Here is a 14,558-nt window from a genome sequence, read left to right as displayed (position 1 = left end):
GACGGGTCCGCCGGCCCAGCCGGCACGTGTCCTACACAGGAGGAACCATCCCCATGCGCACCATCCTGACTGCCGCGGCCGCCGCCGCGCTGATCGCCGCCCTGGCGACCCCCGCCGTCGCCGCCCCTGCCGAGGACGCCGGTGCCGGCATGCCGCCGTCGAACACGCCGTCGTCGAACACTGCTCCGAAGACCAACGAGCGCAACGGCTCGTTCGATCTCCAGTCCCACCGCGGCGGCCGCGGCGAGTGGACCGAGGAATCCCTGGGCGCCTTTGCAAACTCGATCACGCTGGGCGTCAGCACCCTTGAACTGGACACGCACCTGACCGAGGACGGCAAGGTGATCGTCTGGCACGACGACGCCATCCAGGCGGCCAAGTGCGCGGACACCGCACCGGCCACCCCGGGCGACGCCGAATTCCCGTACGTCGGGGACCGGGTGGCCGAGCTGTCCCTGGCCCAGGTCAAGACCCTCAACTGCGGCTACACCCAGCTGACCGGCTACCCGGAGCAGCAGGTCATCGAGGGCAACCGCATCGCCGAACTCAAGGACGTGTTCCAACTGGTCCACGACGCCGACGCCAAGAAGGTCCGCTTCAACGTGGAGACCAAGGTGGAGTCCAGCATGGTGGCCGGGCCGGGGATGGAAGCGCTCACCAAGGCCGTGGTCATCGAGATCTACAAGGCCGGCATGTCCGAGCGCAGCACCGTGCAGTCGTTCGACTGGTCCTCGCTCAACCTGACCAGGAAGATCGCCCCGCAGCTCCCCCTTGTTGCCCTCTCCAGCGGCGACGCGTGGCTGCAGGTTGGCCAGCCCGGCGCCTCCCCGCAGCTTGGCGGCATCGACATTGATGACTTCGGCGGCTCGCTCGCAAAGGCAGCGGCAGCCCAGGGATACAGCGTCATCTCCCCCACGTTCCGCTCCGTCACCCCGCAGATGATCGCCGAAGCCCACGAACTCGGCCTGCCCGTCGTCCCGTGGACCGTCAACACGCCTGCGGACATGGCGCGCCTGATGGACCTCGGCGTGGACGGCATCATCACGGACTACCCCACCCGCCTCCGCACGCTCATGGAACAGCGCGGCCTGAAGCTGCCGAAGGCGTACGCAGCAGCGGTGTAGCGGTTTGTGGGGCCGCCACGTAGTGTTCGGACCATGGCCGCGTCCGGGGGAACCGCTCATCATCGACTGCGCACCGCGACGCTGGCGGTGGCGTGCCTCGCCGTCGTCGTCTTCGCCGCAGGATGTGGCTCGTCTCCACAGCCGGGTGCGGCGTCGACTGCCGGGCTGTCCCCGGGCATGACTCCCGCTCCGGTTCCTTCCGTTCCCCCGGCTCCCGCCGGCCAAGATCTGGACGACTGCTTGGACCCGGGGTTGCAGGCCGCCGCGGCCAATGGACAGCTGGTGTGCCAGTACTTCACGTCCGGTTCCATGGTCCCGGCCGGCGTACCTGCTGGTGAGGGACTGAGCTCAGGCGACTACGCCATAAGGTTCAGTTCCATAGGCGGCAGTCCGTTGATGACAGTCCGGATTCCGTGCGCTTCCTATGCGGTGAGGGTCGGCATTACCGGCCAAACCATCACGCCTGTTCCGGGGACCATGGAGAGTTCCGCGGGAACGTGCGAGTTCCCGTGGGACCAGGAACAGCAGCGGATGACACAGTATCTTCAGGCGCCGCTTCAGTTCGTGGAGAAGGACACGGGGATCGCGCTGCACAACCCTGAATGGGGAATCACGCTCTTCCGCACTCCGTACGAGGCCGGCTAAGCCCCTTTTCCGGCTTCAGTGGCCGGCAGGGCTTGTCAGGAGAGGGCCTGTTCCCAGACTTTCTGATGTCGGCGGACGTAAGTGGCAGCGGCGCGCCAGTGCTCGCCGTGGCCGTTCAGGTACATGTCCGACCATGGCTGGAATCCGCTTTCGTTGGCGGACCTTAGCAGTTCGTACATCGCCGCTGTTCGCTTCCCCATGGCGGAGGGCAGCGCCCTGCGCAATTCATTGTCAGCGTCGTATCCGCTAACGAAGGCGCGCAACTTGTTAGCGGCGTCGTGAACGGGTTGACCGTCGAAAAGCAACCCAAACGACTGCGCGGCGTAGGCCAAATCCCATAGCCGAGTACTCGGACCTGCTCCGTCCCAATCGATGAATACCCAACGCTCTCCGATGATGAGGTTCCATGGGGCAAGGTCGTTGTGGCACATCAGGTCCGGGTTGTCGGCCGGCAACAGCATATTCCACTGGTCCCGGCCGGGTATCTCAACCTTTTCGCTGGCGTCATGGATTTGCCGAATCATTTGCCCGACCCGCTGCAGGTCATCCTGGCTCAGCGGCAACTGGTCAATGGCAGGAATGCCTTCCACATATTCAACGATGTTCCTGCCTTCTCCGTCCCTGCCCAGGGGCTGCGGAACATCCAGTCCCGAGGACCGGAGGATACTGAGATAGCCCTGAACCATGGATGAATTAGCCAGCCACGGCTTGCGGACAGTATCGCCCACGCGCACAACACTGTCTGAGGCATTTCCGCCCGTCAGTTCCTGCTCTTCCCCAGTCATTCCAGCAGGTTACTCGTTGATTGGCTCATGACCCTCCACTCATGCGTAGCTCCTTGACGGCGTCGTCCGTTAAATGTCAGACCCTCCCACCAAACTTTGAGTATGGAAAGCACCGCAGTAGCTGACGCATTGGACGCCGTCGCGGCGTCCGTCGCTGCGCTGTCCGGCCTCATTAAGGGTGCGCTCCCTGCCGGAATCGCACCTTCGGATCACTTGCGACAAATGGCCGATGACTGCCTCGACGGGCTCACCATAGCGAGCCGGTTGGAAGCCGCGAGCGCAGCCCTCAAGGTTCAACTGGCAGCAACGTTTGTCGAAGCCACCAAGGCGATGGAATCCCCGTCGGCCTCCCCGCAGGAGCGGTGCGCCACGGATATGGCCCTGGTGGCCGAAGTGGCCTGCGTCCTGACCGTCAGCGAACGGACCGCGGGCGCATTCCTGCAGGAGGCGCGGCAACTCACCACAGCACTGCCCCTGACACTCGCCTCCCTCCAGGCGGGGACCATCTCGTGGCAGCACGCCCGGATCCTCGTGGACGAGACCTCCGGCCTGGACCGGGCGTCCACCGCGGGACTGGAAGCGCACTTTCTGGACCCGGACGCCGAGAACCCTGCCCGGGGCTGCCCTGCCGGGGAGCTCGTGCCCTCCCGTTTCCGCGCCAAGGCACGCACTTGGCGGGAGCGTCATCACTCCGCGAGCATCGAAAGTCGCCACCGGGCCAGCGCCCGGGACCGGCGGCTCGAGTTCACCCCGGACCGCGACGGCATGGCGTGGCTCGCTGCCTACTTGCCCGCCGACACTGCCGCGTCCATCTGGAACCGTGCCACGGCGGCGGCCAGGGACCTCCAGGGCCCCGACGAATCCCGGAACCTCTCCCAGCTCCGGGCCGACACCGCCGCAAGTTGGCTCATCGCCGGCGTCGCAGAGGGTGTGCCATCGCCGAAGGCGCAGGTCCTCGTGACCGTGCCGGCGTTATCGCTCTTGGGCGCCACCGAAGAGCCGGCGATGCTGGACGGCTACGGACCGATCCCGCCCAGCATGGCCAGGCAGCTCGTCGCGGACGGCGCGTCCTCGTTCCAACGTGTCCTGACCGACCCTGCCACGGGCGCCCCGCTGGAGATCGGACGATCCAGCTACCGCGTCCCAAACGCCTTGCGCCAATGGCTGCGCCTCCGCGACGGCAAGTGCCCGTTTCCCGGCTGTAACAACCAGTCCCTCGACAACGAGGCGGATCATGCTTTGGCGTGGCACGAGGGCGGCACCACTGGTGTCTCCAACCTCAGCCAGCCCTGCCGGAAGCATCACCGGCTCAAGCACACCACCGGCTGGCAGCCGATGGACGCCAGCCGCGACGCACCACCCGGCTGGATGGCCCCGTCAGGACGCCGCTACACCAGCGAAGAGCAAGACTGGGAGCCCGCCTGGCAGCCGGACGCCAATCTCTGGCCACCGGCCGACACGCCCGATGCCCCCGACGCGCCCGACGCGCCCGACGCGCCCGACATTGGCGCATACCTTCCCGACCCCGCGTTGGTTGACCCGCTGCCCGACTGGGAAATGTGGCTCGCCGCGTAGATAGGCACAACGTAGTCGCTTGCCGCCTGTTGCCTGCTGCGTGTTCCCGCTGGGCCCTGCTGCGGCTACCTCGCGCCCTTCGCCACGGTGAACAGGAAGGCCGAATCTTCTTCGGCTTCGAGGCTGTGCAGTCCGTCCGGCACGATCAGCAGGTCACCGGGCTTGCCCTCCCACGACTCCTGGCCCGCGCGCAGTCGGAGGCTGCCCTGCAGGACGTAGACCGTGGCGTCCCCCGGGTTCTGGTGCTCACTCAACTGTGTGCCGGCTTTGAGCGCCATAACGGTCTGGCGGAGCACCTTCTCATGCCCGCCATAGACGGTGTCCGCAGCACGCCCGTTGCTCGCTGCAAGCGCCGCGGCAAGCTGCTGCCGGGCCAGGGCCTCGATCGATATCTTCTGCATGAGGCCACGGTACCCACAAGGGCCTTCATGCGGTATAGGCCGGTGGTCCTGCATCCCTCGGGATGGGCTTAGCGCGAACGGACACTTGAGGCCCTTTGGATCCGGGCGGCTTATCGGGGCCTCACGTGTCCGTTCGCGCCGTCCCACCATTCAAGTACTCGTGTGCCGAAGAATGTCAGCCACTTGGACGGCTGGCCCGGCGCAACGTCGACCTCGAACCACACCCGCCCCGGGTGGCGATGCCCCTGCAGCCACGTGCCGTCAGGGAGCCGGGCGGCCCGTACCAGTTCGATAGCGTCGGCCAGCCGCGGATCCGGTGCGACGCCGTCGTGAGCGGCTGCCTTCCGGAAGTAGTCCGCCGCGTTGAGCACGCTGTAGAACGATCGGAACGGGTAAGCGAACCTTGCCACCCAGGGTCCCACGATCTCGTCCGTGGACAGGCGGCGCAGCAACCGGCGCTGCAGCAGGTACTCCTCACCGGCCCGGCGGGCAGCGCGCAGCCGGCTGGTTCCACCGGTCGCGGCCTCGTAGTACTGCAGCCCCTTCAGGGAGTTGAGCGTGGAATGGAAGGAGGACCGTGTGGAGCCTTCCACCCACTCGCAGTTCCAGCCGCCGTCGGCCATGCGGTGGTCGAGGAACCACCGGGCGATTCCGGAGACGTCCGCCCCGAGCCACGCCCCGTTAGCGAGCGTGTACCCATTGATGCAGCAGTCCACCTCGCCGCCCCAGAACGGGAGGTCGTCGTACTCCCAGCGGCTATTCGCGGCAAGCAGCTCGGCGGTTCCCGCGAGGGCAGCCGCATCGAGGCCCCAGTCGCGGAGAGTGTTTAGCGTCCACGTCGTAGCGGTCCATGGCTACCCCGGGTCCGTGGCGCGCTCGACCTGCCAGCGCAGCGCGGGGTCTGAGTCGAGCAGCCAATTGAGCAGGGAAGGGTCCACGGCCATGCCCGGCACGCTACCACGGCCATCGGGCCAGGTCATGGGGCCAGGTCATCGGGCACGGCCAGCGTTCGGATGAGCCAACCCTAAAAGTCCGAGGCACCAACCACGTTGCTCAACCTATCGACTATCGATAGTATCTAACTGTTATTCGACACCATAGGAGACCTCATGGGAAAGCTCACCGTCCTCGCGCTGCGCATTGTCCTCGCGATGGGCATTGCCGGTTCAGTTTTTGTGCAGGCGGTGATGGTTCCCCTGCTGGCCCGCGACCTGAACGAGGACATGGGCCCCGGCATAGCCGGCGTGAGCGTTCCGGTCATCGTGATCGTCCTGCTGGGCATCGTCACCGTCCAGGTCACCATGGTGTGTGTCTGGCGACTGCTCACCATGGTGCGGCGGGGAACAGTGTTCTCGCACGCCGCCTTCCGTAACGTTGACGTGGTGACCGGCGCCATTGCGGCGGCCTCCCTGCTGACCTTCGGTCTCGGCGTCGTCCTCGCACCGGGTGAATCCGTTGCCCCCGGCGTTGTCCTGCTCATTGGCGGCGCCGGTGTGCTGATCGCCGGAGTGGCGCTCGTCGTCGTCGTACTGCGCATGCTGCTGGCACAGGCGGTGGCGCGCGACGCTGAAGCCCGGCACCTGCAGGACGAACTGGACGTGGTGATCTGATGCCGATCGTCGTTGACATCGACGTGATGCTGGCCAAGCGGAAGATGCCCGTCGGCGCGCTGGCGGACCGGGTCGGGATCACGCCCGCCAACCTGGCGGTGCTCAAGAACGGCCGGGCCAAGGCGGTGCGCTTCACCACCCTGGAGGCGTTGTGCGAGGTGCTGGACTGCCAGCCCGGCGACCTGCTGCGCTGGGAACCTGACGCGGACGCGGCACCCGAGGCGACGGCGGCACCCGAGGAGTCAGCGGGGCTCCGTGATCAGGCGGAGCCTGGCAATCGGGCGGACTAACCTACGGCTTGGCTGACCGGACCATCCGGATCACGGGCAGCTCCTCCCATTCAGGCGGAAGCAGTTTGTGTGTGCCGTCGGGCCGGAAGCCATGTTTGAGGTAGAAGGCCAGCGCCCGGGGATTGTCCTCGAGCAACCAGAGGTACGCCGGGGAATCGCCGACGGCGGCATGCAGCAGGGCTGCGCCAAGGCCGCTGCCGTACGTGCGTCGGAGGGTGTAGATCGCATACAGCTCCAACTGTTCGGGCGGGTCCGCTTCAAGGCCCGGACCCGCGTCGGCGAATCCCACCACTTCATCGCCGGAGTCCAGCGCAACAATCCTCGGGTCAGGGCTCGCCAGGAAGGATCGACGCTGTTCAACACGCTCGGGAATGCTGGCCCTGCGGAAACGGAAGAAGTCCGTCGACAACTGGTGCGCGTAGCACTCCTCGTGGGCCAGGGTGTGCATGCGCACTATGGCATCGGCGTCCCCGGGAGTGGCCCGACGAATTCGGTAATCCATCCTTCCAGCCTAGCCAGCCGCCTGTTGCCTCACCCAGCCGACCTTCCGCAACCAGCCGGTCAAAAGGGGCAGCGCCACGGAGCTGTGCATGGCCCCGAGGTGGTCCAGCCCGGGAAGGACCTGGACATCCCACCCGGCGGCGATCAGTTCTTCCTGGTGTCGGGCCAACGGTTCACCGATCTGCACTTGGACTCCGCCCCATTGGGGACTGTAGTCAATGTGGTCGTCCGCGCCGGCAAAGGCAAGCCTCGGCAACCCGCGCGGAACTGCGGCGGTGACGTCGTCGAAACCTTGAAGCGCTTCATAGAGGGTGACGAACTGGCGTGTTTGCGCCTCCGTTGTCTGCACGGAGACGCTGTCCCAGTCCCCGGGTTCGGCGTCGGCGACAGGAGCGGCCGAAGGGCCAGGCTCCTGGCCGGACATGGCGTGCGCGGCGCGGGTGACCGCCAGCATGCTCCGGTAGGGTCCTTCCACGGGCGGAAAACCGCCCATGGCCAGGGCACGGAGACGGTCCGTGCGGAGTGAGAGCTGAAGGCCGCTCAACGCCAGCCAGGAGTAGCCGTAGTAGCCGAAGACGTCGGCTCCGGCAGCGTCTGCAATGGCCAGGAGATCGGCGGCAAGGTTGTCCGGGCTGAGCGTATCCGCCGCCGGATGGGCCATCCTGTGGCCTTCATAGTCAGCCGCGATCACCCTGTTTGACCCGGACAGCACTCGGACCAGGGCGGGCCCCAAGTCCGGGTCGCCACCCCATTTGCGGATGGTCCCGGCCTCTGCGCGGGGATATGGCTCCAGCCGGACAGGCAAGAGCAACGCCGGCCCGTCCCCTTGCATGGTGACGGTGATGCTCGAGCCGTCGTGGAGGACGGCCTCAACAGTGTCCGCCATGTCATCCCTCAGCTTTCGCTTCTGGCTGGCGCGCGCCGGTCCCCGCTAACCGGCGCGCTTCTTCGTTTCTTCCCGGGCCGGTCAGCCGGGCTGGTAGCCGAGCCCTGATGACGCCCCGGATTAAGCCCGTGCCCGCGCAGCCAGCGCCCCGCTGAGGAACTCAAGGTGGGCCGGCGTGATGGCGGCGGTGCTGCCGGCGTACTCCGGATGCGTGGTCAGGAACTTCTTGATGTACGGGCACACCGGCACAATGGCCAGGCCGTCGGCCACCGTCGCGTCCAGGGCCGCAGTGGCAAGCTTGCCGGCAAGGCCCTGGCCGCCGAATTCCTCGTTGATCACCGTGTGATAGAAAATCCGCTGCGGCGAGTCGCCGGCGTCGTACGTTTTGTACGCGGCCTTGCCGATCACATTGCCGGCCACGAGCACTTCAAAGCGCTCGCGCTCCGGATTATGGCGGATAGTCACATCAGTCATCGGATTCTCCTTGATAGCGGCTCTTGCTACAGCCTAACCTCAAGGCATCTGCCGTTATTTCTGACCGTACATACGACTTAGGAGAGAACATGGCCGCCACCGAAGACGAAGCACAGATCCTGGACCAATGGAGCCACCGGCTGGCGCAGGCCCTGCAGCTCCTGGACCTCGATTTTGACCGGGAACTCATCCTCGACCTGGCCGGCGAGTCCTCACGGTCGGTCACGCACGCTGCAGCGCCCATCACCACGCTCATGGTGGGCTACGCGGCCGGACTCGCTGCGGGCACCAGCGGAGGCACCGGCAGCGCCGGGTCCAAGGAGGCGTCCGCCGCAGCAATTGCCCAGGCCGCCGACGTCGCCCTCAGGTTGTGCGAGGACGGAGCCGACGGCGGCCCGTCCAGCACCGGCTGGGCAGACACCGCCCAGTAGCAGGCACCCGGTAAGCGCCGCCCGGTAGGGTTGATAGCAACCCACCGACCGGAAGGCACGCAGCATGCAGGTCCCCCTTTACGTATGGATTCTGACCGTCATCGGCATCGTGGGCCTGCTGGCCTTCGACTTCTTTTTCCACGTCCGGAAGGCGCACTCACCGAAGCTCAGGGAATCGGCCACGTGGTCAGCGATCTACGTGGGAATCGCGCTGGTCTTCGGAATCGGCGTCCTGGTGTTCGGCGGCCCCACCATGGGCACGGAATACTTCGCCGGCTACGTCACCGAAAAGGCCCTGTCCGTGGACAACCTATTCGTGTTCCTGATCATCATGGCCAGCTTCAAGGTTCCGCGCGCCGACCAGCAAAAAGTGCTCCTGTTCGGCATCGTCTTTTCCCTGATCGCCCGCACCGGCTTCATCTTCCTCGGCGCTGCACTGATCAACAGCTTCGCCTGGGTGTTCTACATCTTCGGTCTCATCCTGCTGATCACCGCCGGCAACCTGCTCCGGCCCAATTCGCACGACGACGAGTCCGAAGGTCTGGTGGTCCGGCTCGCCAGGAAGTTCCTCCCGGCGTCGCAGCACTACGACGGCGACAAGCTCTTCACCGTGGAAAACGGCAAACGCGTCCTGACCCCCATGCTCCTGGTGATGGTGGCCATCGGCGGAACCGACATCCTGTTCGCCCTTGACTCCATCCCCGCCATCTTCGGCCTCACCCAGAACGTTTTCATCGTCTTCACCGCCACCGCGTTCTCCCTCATGGGCTTGCGCCAACTGTTCTTCCTCATCGACGAACTGCTGGACCGCCTGATCTACCTCTCCTACGGCCTGGCCGCGATCCTCGGCTTCATCGGCGTGAAGCTCATCCTGCACGCACTGCACGAGAACAACCTGCCGTTCATCAACGGCGGCGAACACGTGACCGTCATCGAGATCAGCACCGGCCTGTCGCTGTCCGTGATTATCGGCGTCCTGGTGGTCACGGTCCTCGCCTCGATCTACAGCCCCAAGGGCAAGGCGAAGAACATGGTCTCCGGCGCCAAGCGGCACGCCACGGAGTACGTGGACCTGAACTACGAGACGGGCATCGCAGAGCGCGAGGAAATCTTCAACAAGATGGTGCGCGAGGAAGCCGAGCTCAGGAAGCTCCCCGAGAAGTACAAGCGGCTCATCCGCGACGAGACCGAGTTCATGGACCTGCTCAAGCAGGCCCACGCCGAGCACGACGCGGCGCTGCAGCGGGAGGGCCGCTCCTAGCAGCGGCGGCCGGAGCGCGGTCCGAGGGTTGAGTCCGGCAGGGCATCGGTCCGGCTCAATACACGACGTCGAAGCTGCTGAACTCCCCGGTCGCCGGCGACACCGACTCCTCCACGTGATCCACGCGCCCCGGCGTGTCACTGGACCACAGCCAGCGGCGGAACTCCAGCACCACCGCCTGCGGACCTTCGACGACGACGGCGACCGTACCGTCGTCGTCGTTCCGCACCGTTCCGGTCAACGAGAGTTCCTCAGCCTTCCGCACGGTCCAGTACCGGAACCCCACCGCCTGGACCACGCCCTCCACCCGGGCGCGCAAGCGGACGTCCGGCCCTGCGTCCTGGGCCGGGTCCCGTTCCGGGTTCTGGTCTGCTGCATGAGCCATGGTTCCAATGTAGTGCGGTGGCCCGGGGTTTCAAGGGGTTGTGTTGGCGGCGTGCTTGGCCTTGCGGCGCTTGGACCGCGACCACACGAGGAGGGCACCAATGGCACCGATCAGCACCGGGATGGTCAGGCCAAGCGGCTGCGCCCAGTCCTTCACGAGCGCATTCAGCACATAGCCCAGTTCAATCTCCACCTGGATGTCCTCCCGGAACGTCTCCAGGCTCAGGTCCGGCCCCTCCTCCGCGGTGGCGAACAGTTGCAGGGTCATGGTCTTCCGCCCCGACTCCTTGGGCGTAATCCACCAGCGCCACTCCGCCACGCCTTCCACCGGCACCAGCATCTCACCGCTCGGATTTCCCGCCCGCTCAATGGTCATGCCCGGGCCGGACAGATCCGCCCGCATCTCCTCGCACACAATCGGTTCACGGGTCTGCACCGGATTGGGTCCGGGGATGTTCTTCTCGTGGCCCTCCCCGGGATCGCCCAGGGTGACGTGCAGGACGAACTCCCTGGTCTCGCCCTGCCGCATGGGCGACGGCGGCCGGAACGTCAGCTCACCCTGAAGGCACGTTTCCAGGATTTCCTTGGCACGCCTGGCCCGTTCGATAACAGCGGGGGTTGGGCCGGCGCCGGGCTTGCTGCCCTGAGGGCCGCTCTCACCGGGAAGGGGTCGGGTCGCGGTGGACCACGTGACAGTCGGCTGTCCGGTGGACAACGGCGTGGTGGGTGTGGCTGTCGTGGCGGTGAAAGTCGGGCCGGGCCCATTCGGGACCGGCGTGCACGCGGCCAGCCCCAGCACGACAACCAGCGCTACGCACACCGCCACGCACGCCGCCATCAGGGCGGATGCCATTGCCTGCGCACCGCTCGCGAGCCGCTGCTTCCCCAGTGCGTACATCAGAACTCCGACAGATCGGACTGCGTCCTGATTCGAGTCTGCGCGGGCGCACTGGGCCAGTCAAGGAGCCAGATTAAGGCGCCATCAGCTACCGCGCGGGACGCAGCGAGGTGATCATCCGCCGGATGTTCCGGTACTCTCCCGTCTCCGCATACAGCTTGGCCCTCTCCCAGTACGGCAGCGACGGATTCCCCGGCGTGGCATTGTTTGCGGGGTCATAACCGGCGCCGAACATCGCCCCGCTGGGCGGCCAGCGGAACAGCAGGAAAATGGGACACGCCAGCGTCCCGGCCTCCTCCGGGATCATCGTGATGCCGTAGGCCGCAATGGTTTCAGCCGTCCGGGCGGCGGCCAGGGCGTCCCCACGCGTCTCGAACATGAACCGCGGCGCATTGTCGTCCGCTACGCCCTTCTCAGCCAGGCCGGCCATGGGTTCGGAATCCAGCACCGCAAACGGGTACTTCTGCACGCACTCCGAACCGGTCACAATCCTGGTCTCCAGGACCGCCATCGTCTTTCCTGCCGCGTTCACAACCTCCGCGAACGCTCCGCCGAGCGGTGATTTTCCGCGCGGATCCTTGATGGTCCACTCCCCCGGATAGTCGAACGTCAGGTCACCGTCCGGCGTCGTGAACGTCTTCCAGCCGGACGCCGTAGGCGACGGCAGCCGGCTCGGGGACGAGGCCGACGGCGGCGGTTCACCCGGCGCGGCGCCCGCCGTCGCGCTGGGCGGGACGGCAGTTCCGGTCACCGGGTCAGAGGCTGTTCCGTCCGCCGTTCCGGTCGCCGTTCCGTCCGCCGTGGCGCCGTCCGAAGCGGTGGACGCACTGGCAGTCGCCGATCCCGCATCCGGTGGTGCGGGAGGCGACCCGCAGGCTGCCAGGAGTACCGCAAGGCAGGCAGCGGCAGCCGCCGCTGCCCAGGGTCGTGCCGGTTCAGATGATCCATAGCCGGGCATCGTTGATCGGCGCATGCAATCCTCCCCAAAGAGCTGAGGACTTCATTGTGGCCCGGTCCCGAAACGACTCGCCCGGCAGCGGAGGAATTTGCCGCCAAAACGTTGCGCACCGCGGACAGTCCGCGGTGCGCAACCTTTGCGACGTAACCCTGGATATCTAGGCGGGCTTCAACGAGGTGATCATCTTCTTGATGTTCTTGTACTCCTGCGTGCCCATGTAGACCTCCGGAGTATCCACGTGCATCTCATTACCGGGAGTGGTGTCAAAGGGATCGTAGACGCCGCCGAACATCGCACCGCTGGGCGGCCAGTTGAAGAAGTGGAAAACGGGGCACGCTTCCGTTCCGGAGGGTTCAGGTGCCGCGGTGATGCCGTACGCGAACATGGTCATGAGCTTCGGATCGGTGGCGGTGGTGTCTGTCCGGGTCTCGAAAACATACCGGGGTACGGTTCCGTTTTGTTCCAGTGCCGGCAGGGGCTGCGTTTCGTACACGCCGTACGACTGCTTCACAGTGCATTCGGCCCCGGTGACCATGTTCGTCCGGAGGTCCGCCAGGTTCTTGCCGTTGGCGTTCGTGATGTTCAGGAACACGCCCCCGGGTGCTGCATCTGCCGCCTTGTCCGTGATCTTCCAGTCTTCCGGGTAGTCGAAGGTCAGGCCGTCCGTCGTGGTGTAGGACTTCCAGCCCGCCTCGGTTGAGGACGAGGGCGAGGCGGTGGCCGAAGCCGAAGTTGTGGAGGTGGCGGTGGGCGAAGGGGTTGAGGTGGCGGTGGCGTCCGGGGAACTCGTCGACGGTGACGAGGCGGACGGGCCGCAGGCTGACAGCAGGAACGCGAGGCAGATGGCCCCTGATACTGTGATGGCCGAGGGTGCTGAGCGGTGCATCTGTTCTCCTGAATTTCATGAGACCGCGAATAATTCCTCAATTCTGGACTGGCACGGGCCGCCGCCCAAGGAATAAATCCAATCGATGTCCAAATGTTACCGGTGCGCCGATGGCCGACGTGATTTCAGCCCTTCCCCGAAGCTTGATAGAGCTTAACCAATGCAAGAATTCCTCATCCCGGCAATGCCCTTCCTGGCCATGGCTCTCGCGGTAGCGGCAGGACTGGTCCTCTCCTGGCTGATCCGCAAGACGGTGCTCCGGCTTAACCGCCGCCGCCCCGAACTCCAGGCCACCTCCCGCGTGGCCCGGCTTCCGTTGCGCCTTGCCCTCTGCCTGATCGGCGTCCGCATCGCACTGGCGCTGACCATGGACGACGGCGGGTGGCGAGCCGCCGTCGACCATCTCCTGCTGATTGCCCTCATGGCCTCCCTTGCCTGGCTCGCGGTGGCGGTGCTGCTGATCGTGGAGGCCCTAGTCCTCAGCCGCTACAGCGTGGACGTGGCAGACAACCGCCGTGCCCGGCGCCTGCGGACCCAGATGATCCTGGCCCGCCGGATCGCCGTGGCCCTCGTCGTGGTGCTTGCGGTGGGCAGCGTCATGCTGACCTTCCCCGCGATCCAGGCGCTTGGCGCCGGGCTGCTGGCCTCCGCGGGCGTGATCTCCATCGTGGCAGGCCTCGCCGCCCAGACGTCGCTGGTGAACGTGTTCGCCGGCATGCAGCTGGCCTTCACCGACGCCATCCGCGTGGACGACGTGGTGGTGGTGCAGAAAGAGTGGGGCCGGATCGAGGAGATCACCCTGACCTACGTGGTGGTCCACATCTGGGACGACCGCCGGCTCATCCTGCCCTCCACCTACTTCACCACCACGCCGTTCGAGAACTGGACCCGCCGCCAGTCCGAGGTGATGGGCACCGTTGAGTTCGACCTCGACTGGCGCGCGCCCATCGAGGAGATGCGCAGCGAACTGCGGACCGTTCTCGACGGAACGGAACTCTGGGATGAACGCGTGGGAATCCTGCAGATCACGGATGCCACCAACGGCTACGTCCGGGTGCGGATCCTGGTGAGCGCAGCCGACAGCGCCGCCCTGTTCGACCTGCGCTGCCTCATCCGCGAGGCCATGGTCACCTTCCTGCAGCAGGGCCACCCGGAGTCGCTGCCGCACGTGCGCTGGGAACCCGTGCAGCCCGCGCCCGCCCGGGGAACGTCCCGGCAGCCTGCTGCGGAGTCCCGGCAGCCAGCCGGTCCGCAGGACTCCCAGCTCTTCACCGGCTCCATCGAAGCAATCCAGCGCTCCCGCGCCTTCACCGGCCCCGGCGAGGAAGTCTTCGAGGACCGCGACAAAACACTCTCCGCACGGAATTAGCCGCCCCCTGCACTCCACCGCCACCGTTCCTCCACGGCCGGGACGGGCCCTTTCCTGCCCGGCGGATCTGAACAATAATC

Annotated in this window: 17 protein-coding genes and 1 pseudogene; 8 read left to right on the top strand and 10 right to left on the bottom strand. The window is 66.2% G+C overall.

The features are described from left to right. The first annotated feature begins 53 nt into the window (after nucleotides 1-53). Together Q8Z05_RS12690 and Q8Z05_RS12685 are read left to right on the top strand one after the other, a co-directional pair. Complete coding sequence (locus tag Q8Z05_RS12690; protein WP_305939990.1) at nucleotides 54-1,124, top strand: glycerophosphodiester phosphodiesterase family protein; 1,071 nt, start codon at nucleotides 54-56, stop codon at nucleotides 1,122-1,124. Between the two features lie 33 nt (nucleotides 1,125-1,157). Continuing rightward, nucleotides 1,158-1,769, top strand: a complete 612-nt coding sequence (locus Q8Z05_RS12685; RefSeq protein ID WP_305939989.1) for a hypothetical protein — start codon at nucleotides 1,158-1,160, stop codon at nucleotides 1,767-1,769. Between the two features lie 35 nt (nucleotides 1,770-1,804). On the opposite strand, the gene Q8Z05_RS12680 is transcribed toward Q8Z05_RS12685, so the two are convergent. Continuing rightward, complete coding sequence (locus Q8Z05_RS12680; RefSeq protein ID WP_305939988.1) at nucleotides 1,805-2,554, bottom strand: phosphotransferase; 750 nt, start codon at nucleotides 2,552-2,554, stop codon at nucleotides 1,805-1,807. Between the two features lie 102 nt (nucleotides 2,555-2,656). Here Q8Z05_RS12680 and Q8Z05_RS12675 point away from each other — a divergent pair, with 102 nt between their 5' ends. After that, on the top strand, nucleotides 2,657-4,129 hold the full coding sequence (locus tag Q8Z05_RS12675) for an HNH endonuclease signature motif containing protein (protein ID WP_305939987.1): 1,473 nt from the start codon (nucleotides 2,657-2,659) through the stop codon (nucleotides 4,127-4,129). A 65-nt stretch (nucleotides 4,130-4,194) separates the two neighbouring features. Here Q8Z05_RS12675 and Q8Z05_RS12670 read toward each other — a convergent pair whose 3' ends face one another. Both Q8Z05_RS12670 and Q8Z05_RS12665 read right to left on the bottom strand, forming a co-directional pair. Then, nucleotides 4,195-4,530 (bottom strand): cupin domain-containing protein, encoded by a 336-nt coding sequence (locus Q8Z05_RS12670; RefSeq protein WP_305939986.1) that lies wholly within the window; start codon nucleotides 4,528-4,530, stop codon nucleotides 4,195-4,197. 110 nt (nucleotides 4,531-4,640) lie between these two features. After that, a pseudogene (locus Q8Z05_RS12665) lies at nucleotides 4,641-5,474 on the bottom strand (squalene cyclase). A 165-nt stretch (nucleotides 5,475-5,639) separates the two neighbouring features. Between Q8Z05_RS12665 and Q8Z05_RS12660 the strand changes: the two are divergent. Together Q8Z05_RS12660 and Q8Z05_RS12655 are read left to right on the top strand one after the other, a co-directional pair. Next, a complete protein-coding gene (locus Q8Z05_RS12660; protein WP_305939985.1) occupies nucleotides 5,640-6,140 on the top strand; it encodes a DUF2975 domain-containing protein in 501 nt (166 codons plus the stop codon). Further along, entirely contained in the window at nucleotides 6,140-6,430 is a 291-nt protein-coding gene (locus Q8Z05_RS12655; RefSeq protein ID WP_305939984.1) for a helix-turn-helix domain-containing protein, read from the top strand. Before Q8Z05_RS12660 ends, Q8Z05_RS12655 begins: the two co-directional genes overlap by 1 nt. A gap of 1 nt (nucleotide 6,431) precedes the next feature. Here Q8Z05_RS12655 and Q8Z05_RS12650 read toward each other — a convergent pair whose 3' ends face one another. The 3 genes from Q8Z05_RS12650 to Q8Z05_RS12640 form a co-directional block, all read right to left on the bottom strand. Continuing rightward, nucleotides 6,432-6,932: a GNAT family N-acetyltransferase gene (locus Q8Z05_RS12650; protein ID WP_305939983.1), complete on the bottom strand. Its 501-nt coding sequence runs from the start codon at nucleotides 6,930-6,932 to the stop codon at nucleotides 6,432-6,434. A gap of 9 nt (nucleotides 6,933-6,941) precedes the next feature. Further along, on the bottom strand, nucleotides 6,942-7,817 hold the full coding sequence (locus Q8Z05_RS12645; RefSeq protein ID WP_305939982.1) for an alpha/beta hydrolase: 876 nt from the start codon (nucleotides 7,815-7,817) through the stop codon (nucleotides 6,942-6,944). 120 nt (nucleotides 7,818-7,937) lie between these two features. Further along, nucleotides 7,938-8,291, bottom strand: a complete 354-nt coding sequence (locus Q8Z05_RS12640; protein WP_305939981.1) for a GNAT family N-acetyltransferase — start codon at nucleotides 8,289-8,291, stop codon at nucleotides 7,938-7,940. A gap of 89 nt (nucleotides 8,292-8,380) precedes the next feature. Here Q8Z05_RS12640 and Q8Z05_RS12635 point away from each other — a divergent pair, with 89 nt between their 5' ends. Both Q8Z05_RS12635 and Q8Z05_RS12630 read left to right on the top strand, forming a co-directional pair. Beyond that, on the top strand, nucleotides 8,381-8,722 hold the full coding sequence (locus tag Q8Z05_RS12635) for a DUF6457 domain-containing protein (RefSeq protein WP_305939980.1): 342 nt from the start codon (nucleotides 8,381-8,383) through the stop codon (nucleotides 8,720-8,722). A gap of 64 nt (nucleotides 8,723-8,786) precedes the next feature. Then, the gene (locus Q8Z05_RS12630; protein ID WP_305939979.1) at nucleotides 8,787-9,983 is read left to right on the top strand and encodes a TerC family protein; all 1,197 of its coding nucleotides are present in this window, start codon (nucleotides 8,787-8,789) and stop codon (nucleotides 9,981-9,983) included. A gap of 55 nt (nucleotides 9,984-10,038) precedes the next feature. On the opposite strand, the gene Q8Z05_RS12625 is transcribed toward Q8Z05_RS12630, so the two are convergent. The 4 genes from Q8Z05_RS12625 to Q8Z05_RS12610 all read right to left on the bottom strand — a co-directional run bounded on the left by Q8Z05_RS12625 (nucleotide 10,039) and on the right by Q8Z05_RS12610 (nucleotide 13,109). After that, the gene (locus Q8Z05_RS12625) at nucleotides 10,039-10,368 is read right to left on the bottom strand and encodes an acylphosphatase (protein ID WP_305939978.1); all 330 of its coding nucleotides are present in this window, start codon (nucleotides 10,366-10,368) and stop codon (nucleotides 10,039-10,041) included. A 30-nt stretch (nucleotides 10,369-10,398) separates the two neighbouring features. Further along, nucleotides 10,399-11,265: a hypothetical protein gene (locus tag Q8Z05_RS12620; RefSeq protein ID WP_305939977.1), complete on the bottom strand. Its 867-nt coding sequence runs from the start codon at nucleotides 11,263-11,265 to the stop codon at nucleotides 10,399-10,401. Nucleotides 11,266-11,353: 88 nt separating this feature from the next. Beyond that, a complete protein-coding gene (locus Q8Z05_RS12615) occupies nucleotides 11,354-12,238 on the bottom strand; it encodes a hypothetical protein (RefSeq protein ID WP_305939976.1) in 885 nt (294 codons plus the stop codon). A gap of 142 nt (nucleotides 12,239-12,380) precedes the next feature. Then, nucleotides 12,381-13,109 (bottom strand): hypothetical protein, encoded by a 729-nt coding sequence (locus tag Q8Z05_RS12610; protein WP_305939975.1) that lies wholly within the window; start codon nucleotides 13,107-13,109, stop codon nucleotides 12,381-12,383. A gap of 160 nt (nucleotides 13,110-13,269) precedes the next feature. Between Q8Z05_RS12610 and Q8Z05_RS12605 the strand changes: the two genes are divergently transcribed. Next, nucleotides 13,270-14,478 carry a mechanosensitive ion channel family protein gene (locus tag Q8Z05_RS12605; protein WP_305939974.1) on the top strand — a complete coding sequence of 403 codons (1,209 nt, stop codon included), beginning with the start codon at nucleotides 13,270-13,272 and terminating at the stop codon, nucleotides 14,476-14,478. Nucleotides 14,479-14,558 lie beyond the last annotated feature (80 nt).

The sequence above is a fragment of the Arthrobacter oryzae genome (assembly GCF_030718995.1).
Classification (GTDB): Bacteria; Actinomycetota; Actinomycetes; order Actinomycetales; family Micrococcaceae; genus Arthrobacter; species Arthrobacter oryzae_C.
This window is presented reverse-complemented; position numbering and strand designations above follow the sequence as displayed.

Coding starts and splice junctions, on each gene's coding strand:
- Q8Z05_RS12680 (WP_305939988.1), bottom strand. CDS start 2,554: ATGACTGGGGAAGAGCAGGAACTGACGGGCGGAAATGCCTCAGACAGT.
- Q8Z05_RS12690 (WP_305939990.1), top strand. CDS start 54: ATGCGCACCATCCTGACTGCCGCGGCCGCCGCCGCGCTGATCGCCGCC.
- Q8Z05_RS12640 (WP_305939981.1), bottom strand. CDS start 8,291: ATGACTGATGTGACTATCCGCCATAATCCGGAGCGCGAGCGCTTTGAA.
- Q8Z05_RS12615 (WP_305939976.1), bottom strand. CDS start 12,238: ATGCGCCGATCAACGATGCCCGGCTATGGATCATCTGAACCGGCACGA.
- Q8Z05_RS12610 (WP_305939975.1), bottom strand. CDS start 13,109: ATGCACCGCTCAGCACCCTCGGCCATCACAGTATCAGGGGCCATCTGC.
- Q8Z05_RS12675 (WP_305939987.1), top strand. CDS start 2,657: ATGGAAAGCACCGCAGTAGCTGACGCATTGGACGCCGTCGCGGCGTCC.
- Q8Z05_RS12655 (WP_305939984.1), top strand. CDS start 6,140: ATGCCGATCGTCGTTGACATCGACGTGATGCTGGCCAAGCGGAAGATG.
- Q8Z05_RS12620 (WP_305939977.1), bottom strand. CDS start 11,265: ATGTACGCACTGGGGAAGCAGCGGCTCGCGAGCGGTGCGCAGGCAATG.
- Q8Z05_RS12605 (WP_305939974.1), top strand. CDS start 13,270: ATGCAAGAATTCCTCATCCCGGCAATGCCCTTCCTGGCCATGGCTCTC.
- Q8Z05_RS12645 (WP_305939982.1), bottom strand. CDS start 7,817: ATGGCGGACACTGTTGAGGCCGTCCTCCACGACGGCTCGAGCATCACC.
- Q8Z05_RS12685 (WP_305939989.1), top strand. CDS start 1,158: ATGGCCGCGTCCGGGGGAACCGCTCATCATCGACTGCGCACCGCGACG.
- Q8Z05_RS12660 (WP_305939985.1), top strand. CDS start 5,640: ATGGGAAAGCTCACCGTCCTCGCGCTGCGCATTGTCCTCGCGATGGGC.
- Q8Z05_RS12650 (WP_305939983.1), bottom strand. CDS start 6,932: ATGGATTACCGAATTCGTCGGGCCACTCCCGGGGACGCCGATGCCATA.
- Q8Z05_RS12630 (WP_305939979.1), top strand. CDS start 8,787: ATGCAGGTCCCCCTTTACGTATGGATTCTGACCGTCATCGGCATCGTG.
- Q8Z05_RS12635 (WP_305939980.1), top strand. CDS start 8,381: ATGGCCGCCACCGAAGACGAAGCACAGATCCTGGACCAATGGAGCCAC.
- Q8Z05_RS12625 (WP_305939978.1), bottom strand. CDS start 10,368: ATGGCTCATGCAGCAGACCAGAACCCGGAACGGGACCCGGCCCAGGAC.
- Q8Z05_RS12670 (WP_305939986.1), bottom strand. CDS start 4,530: ATGCAGAAGATATCGATCGAGGCCCTGGCCCGGCAGCAGCTTGCCGCG.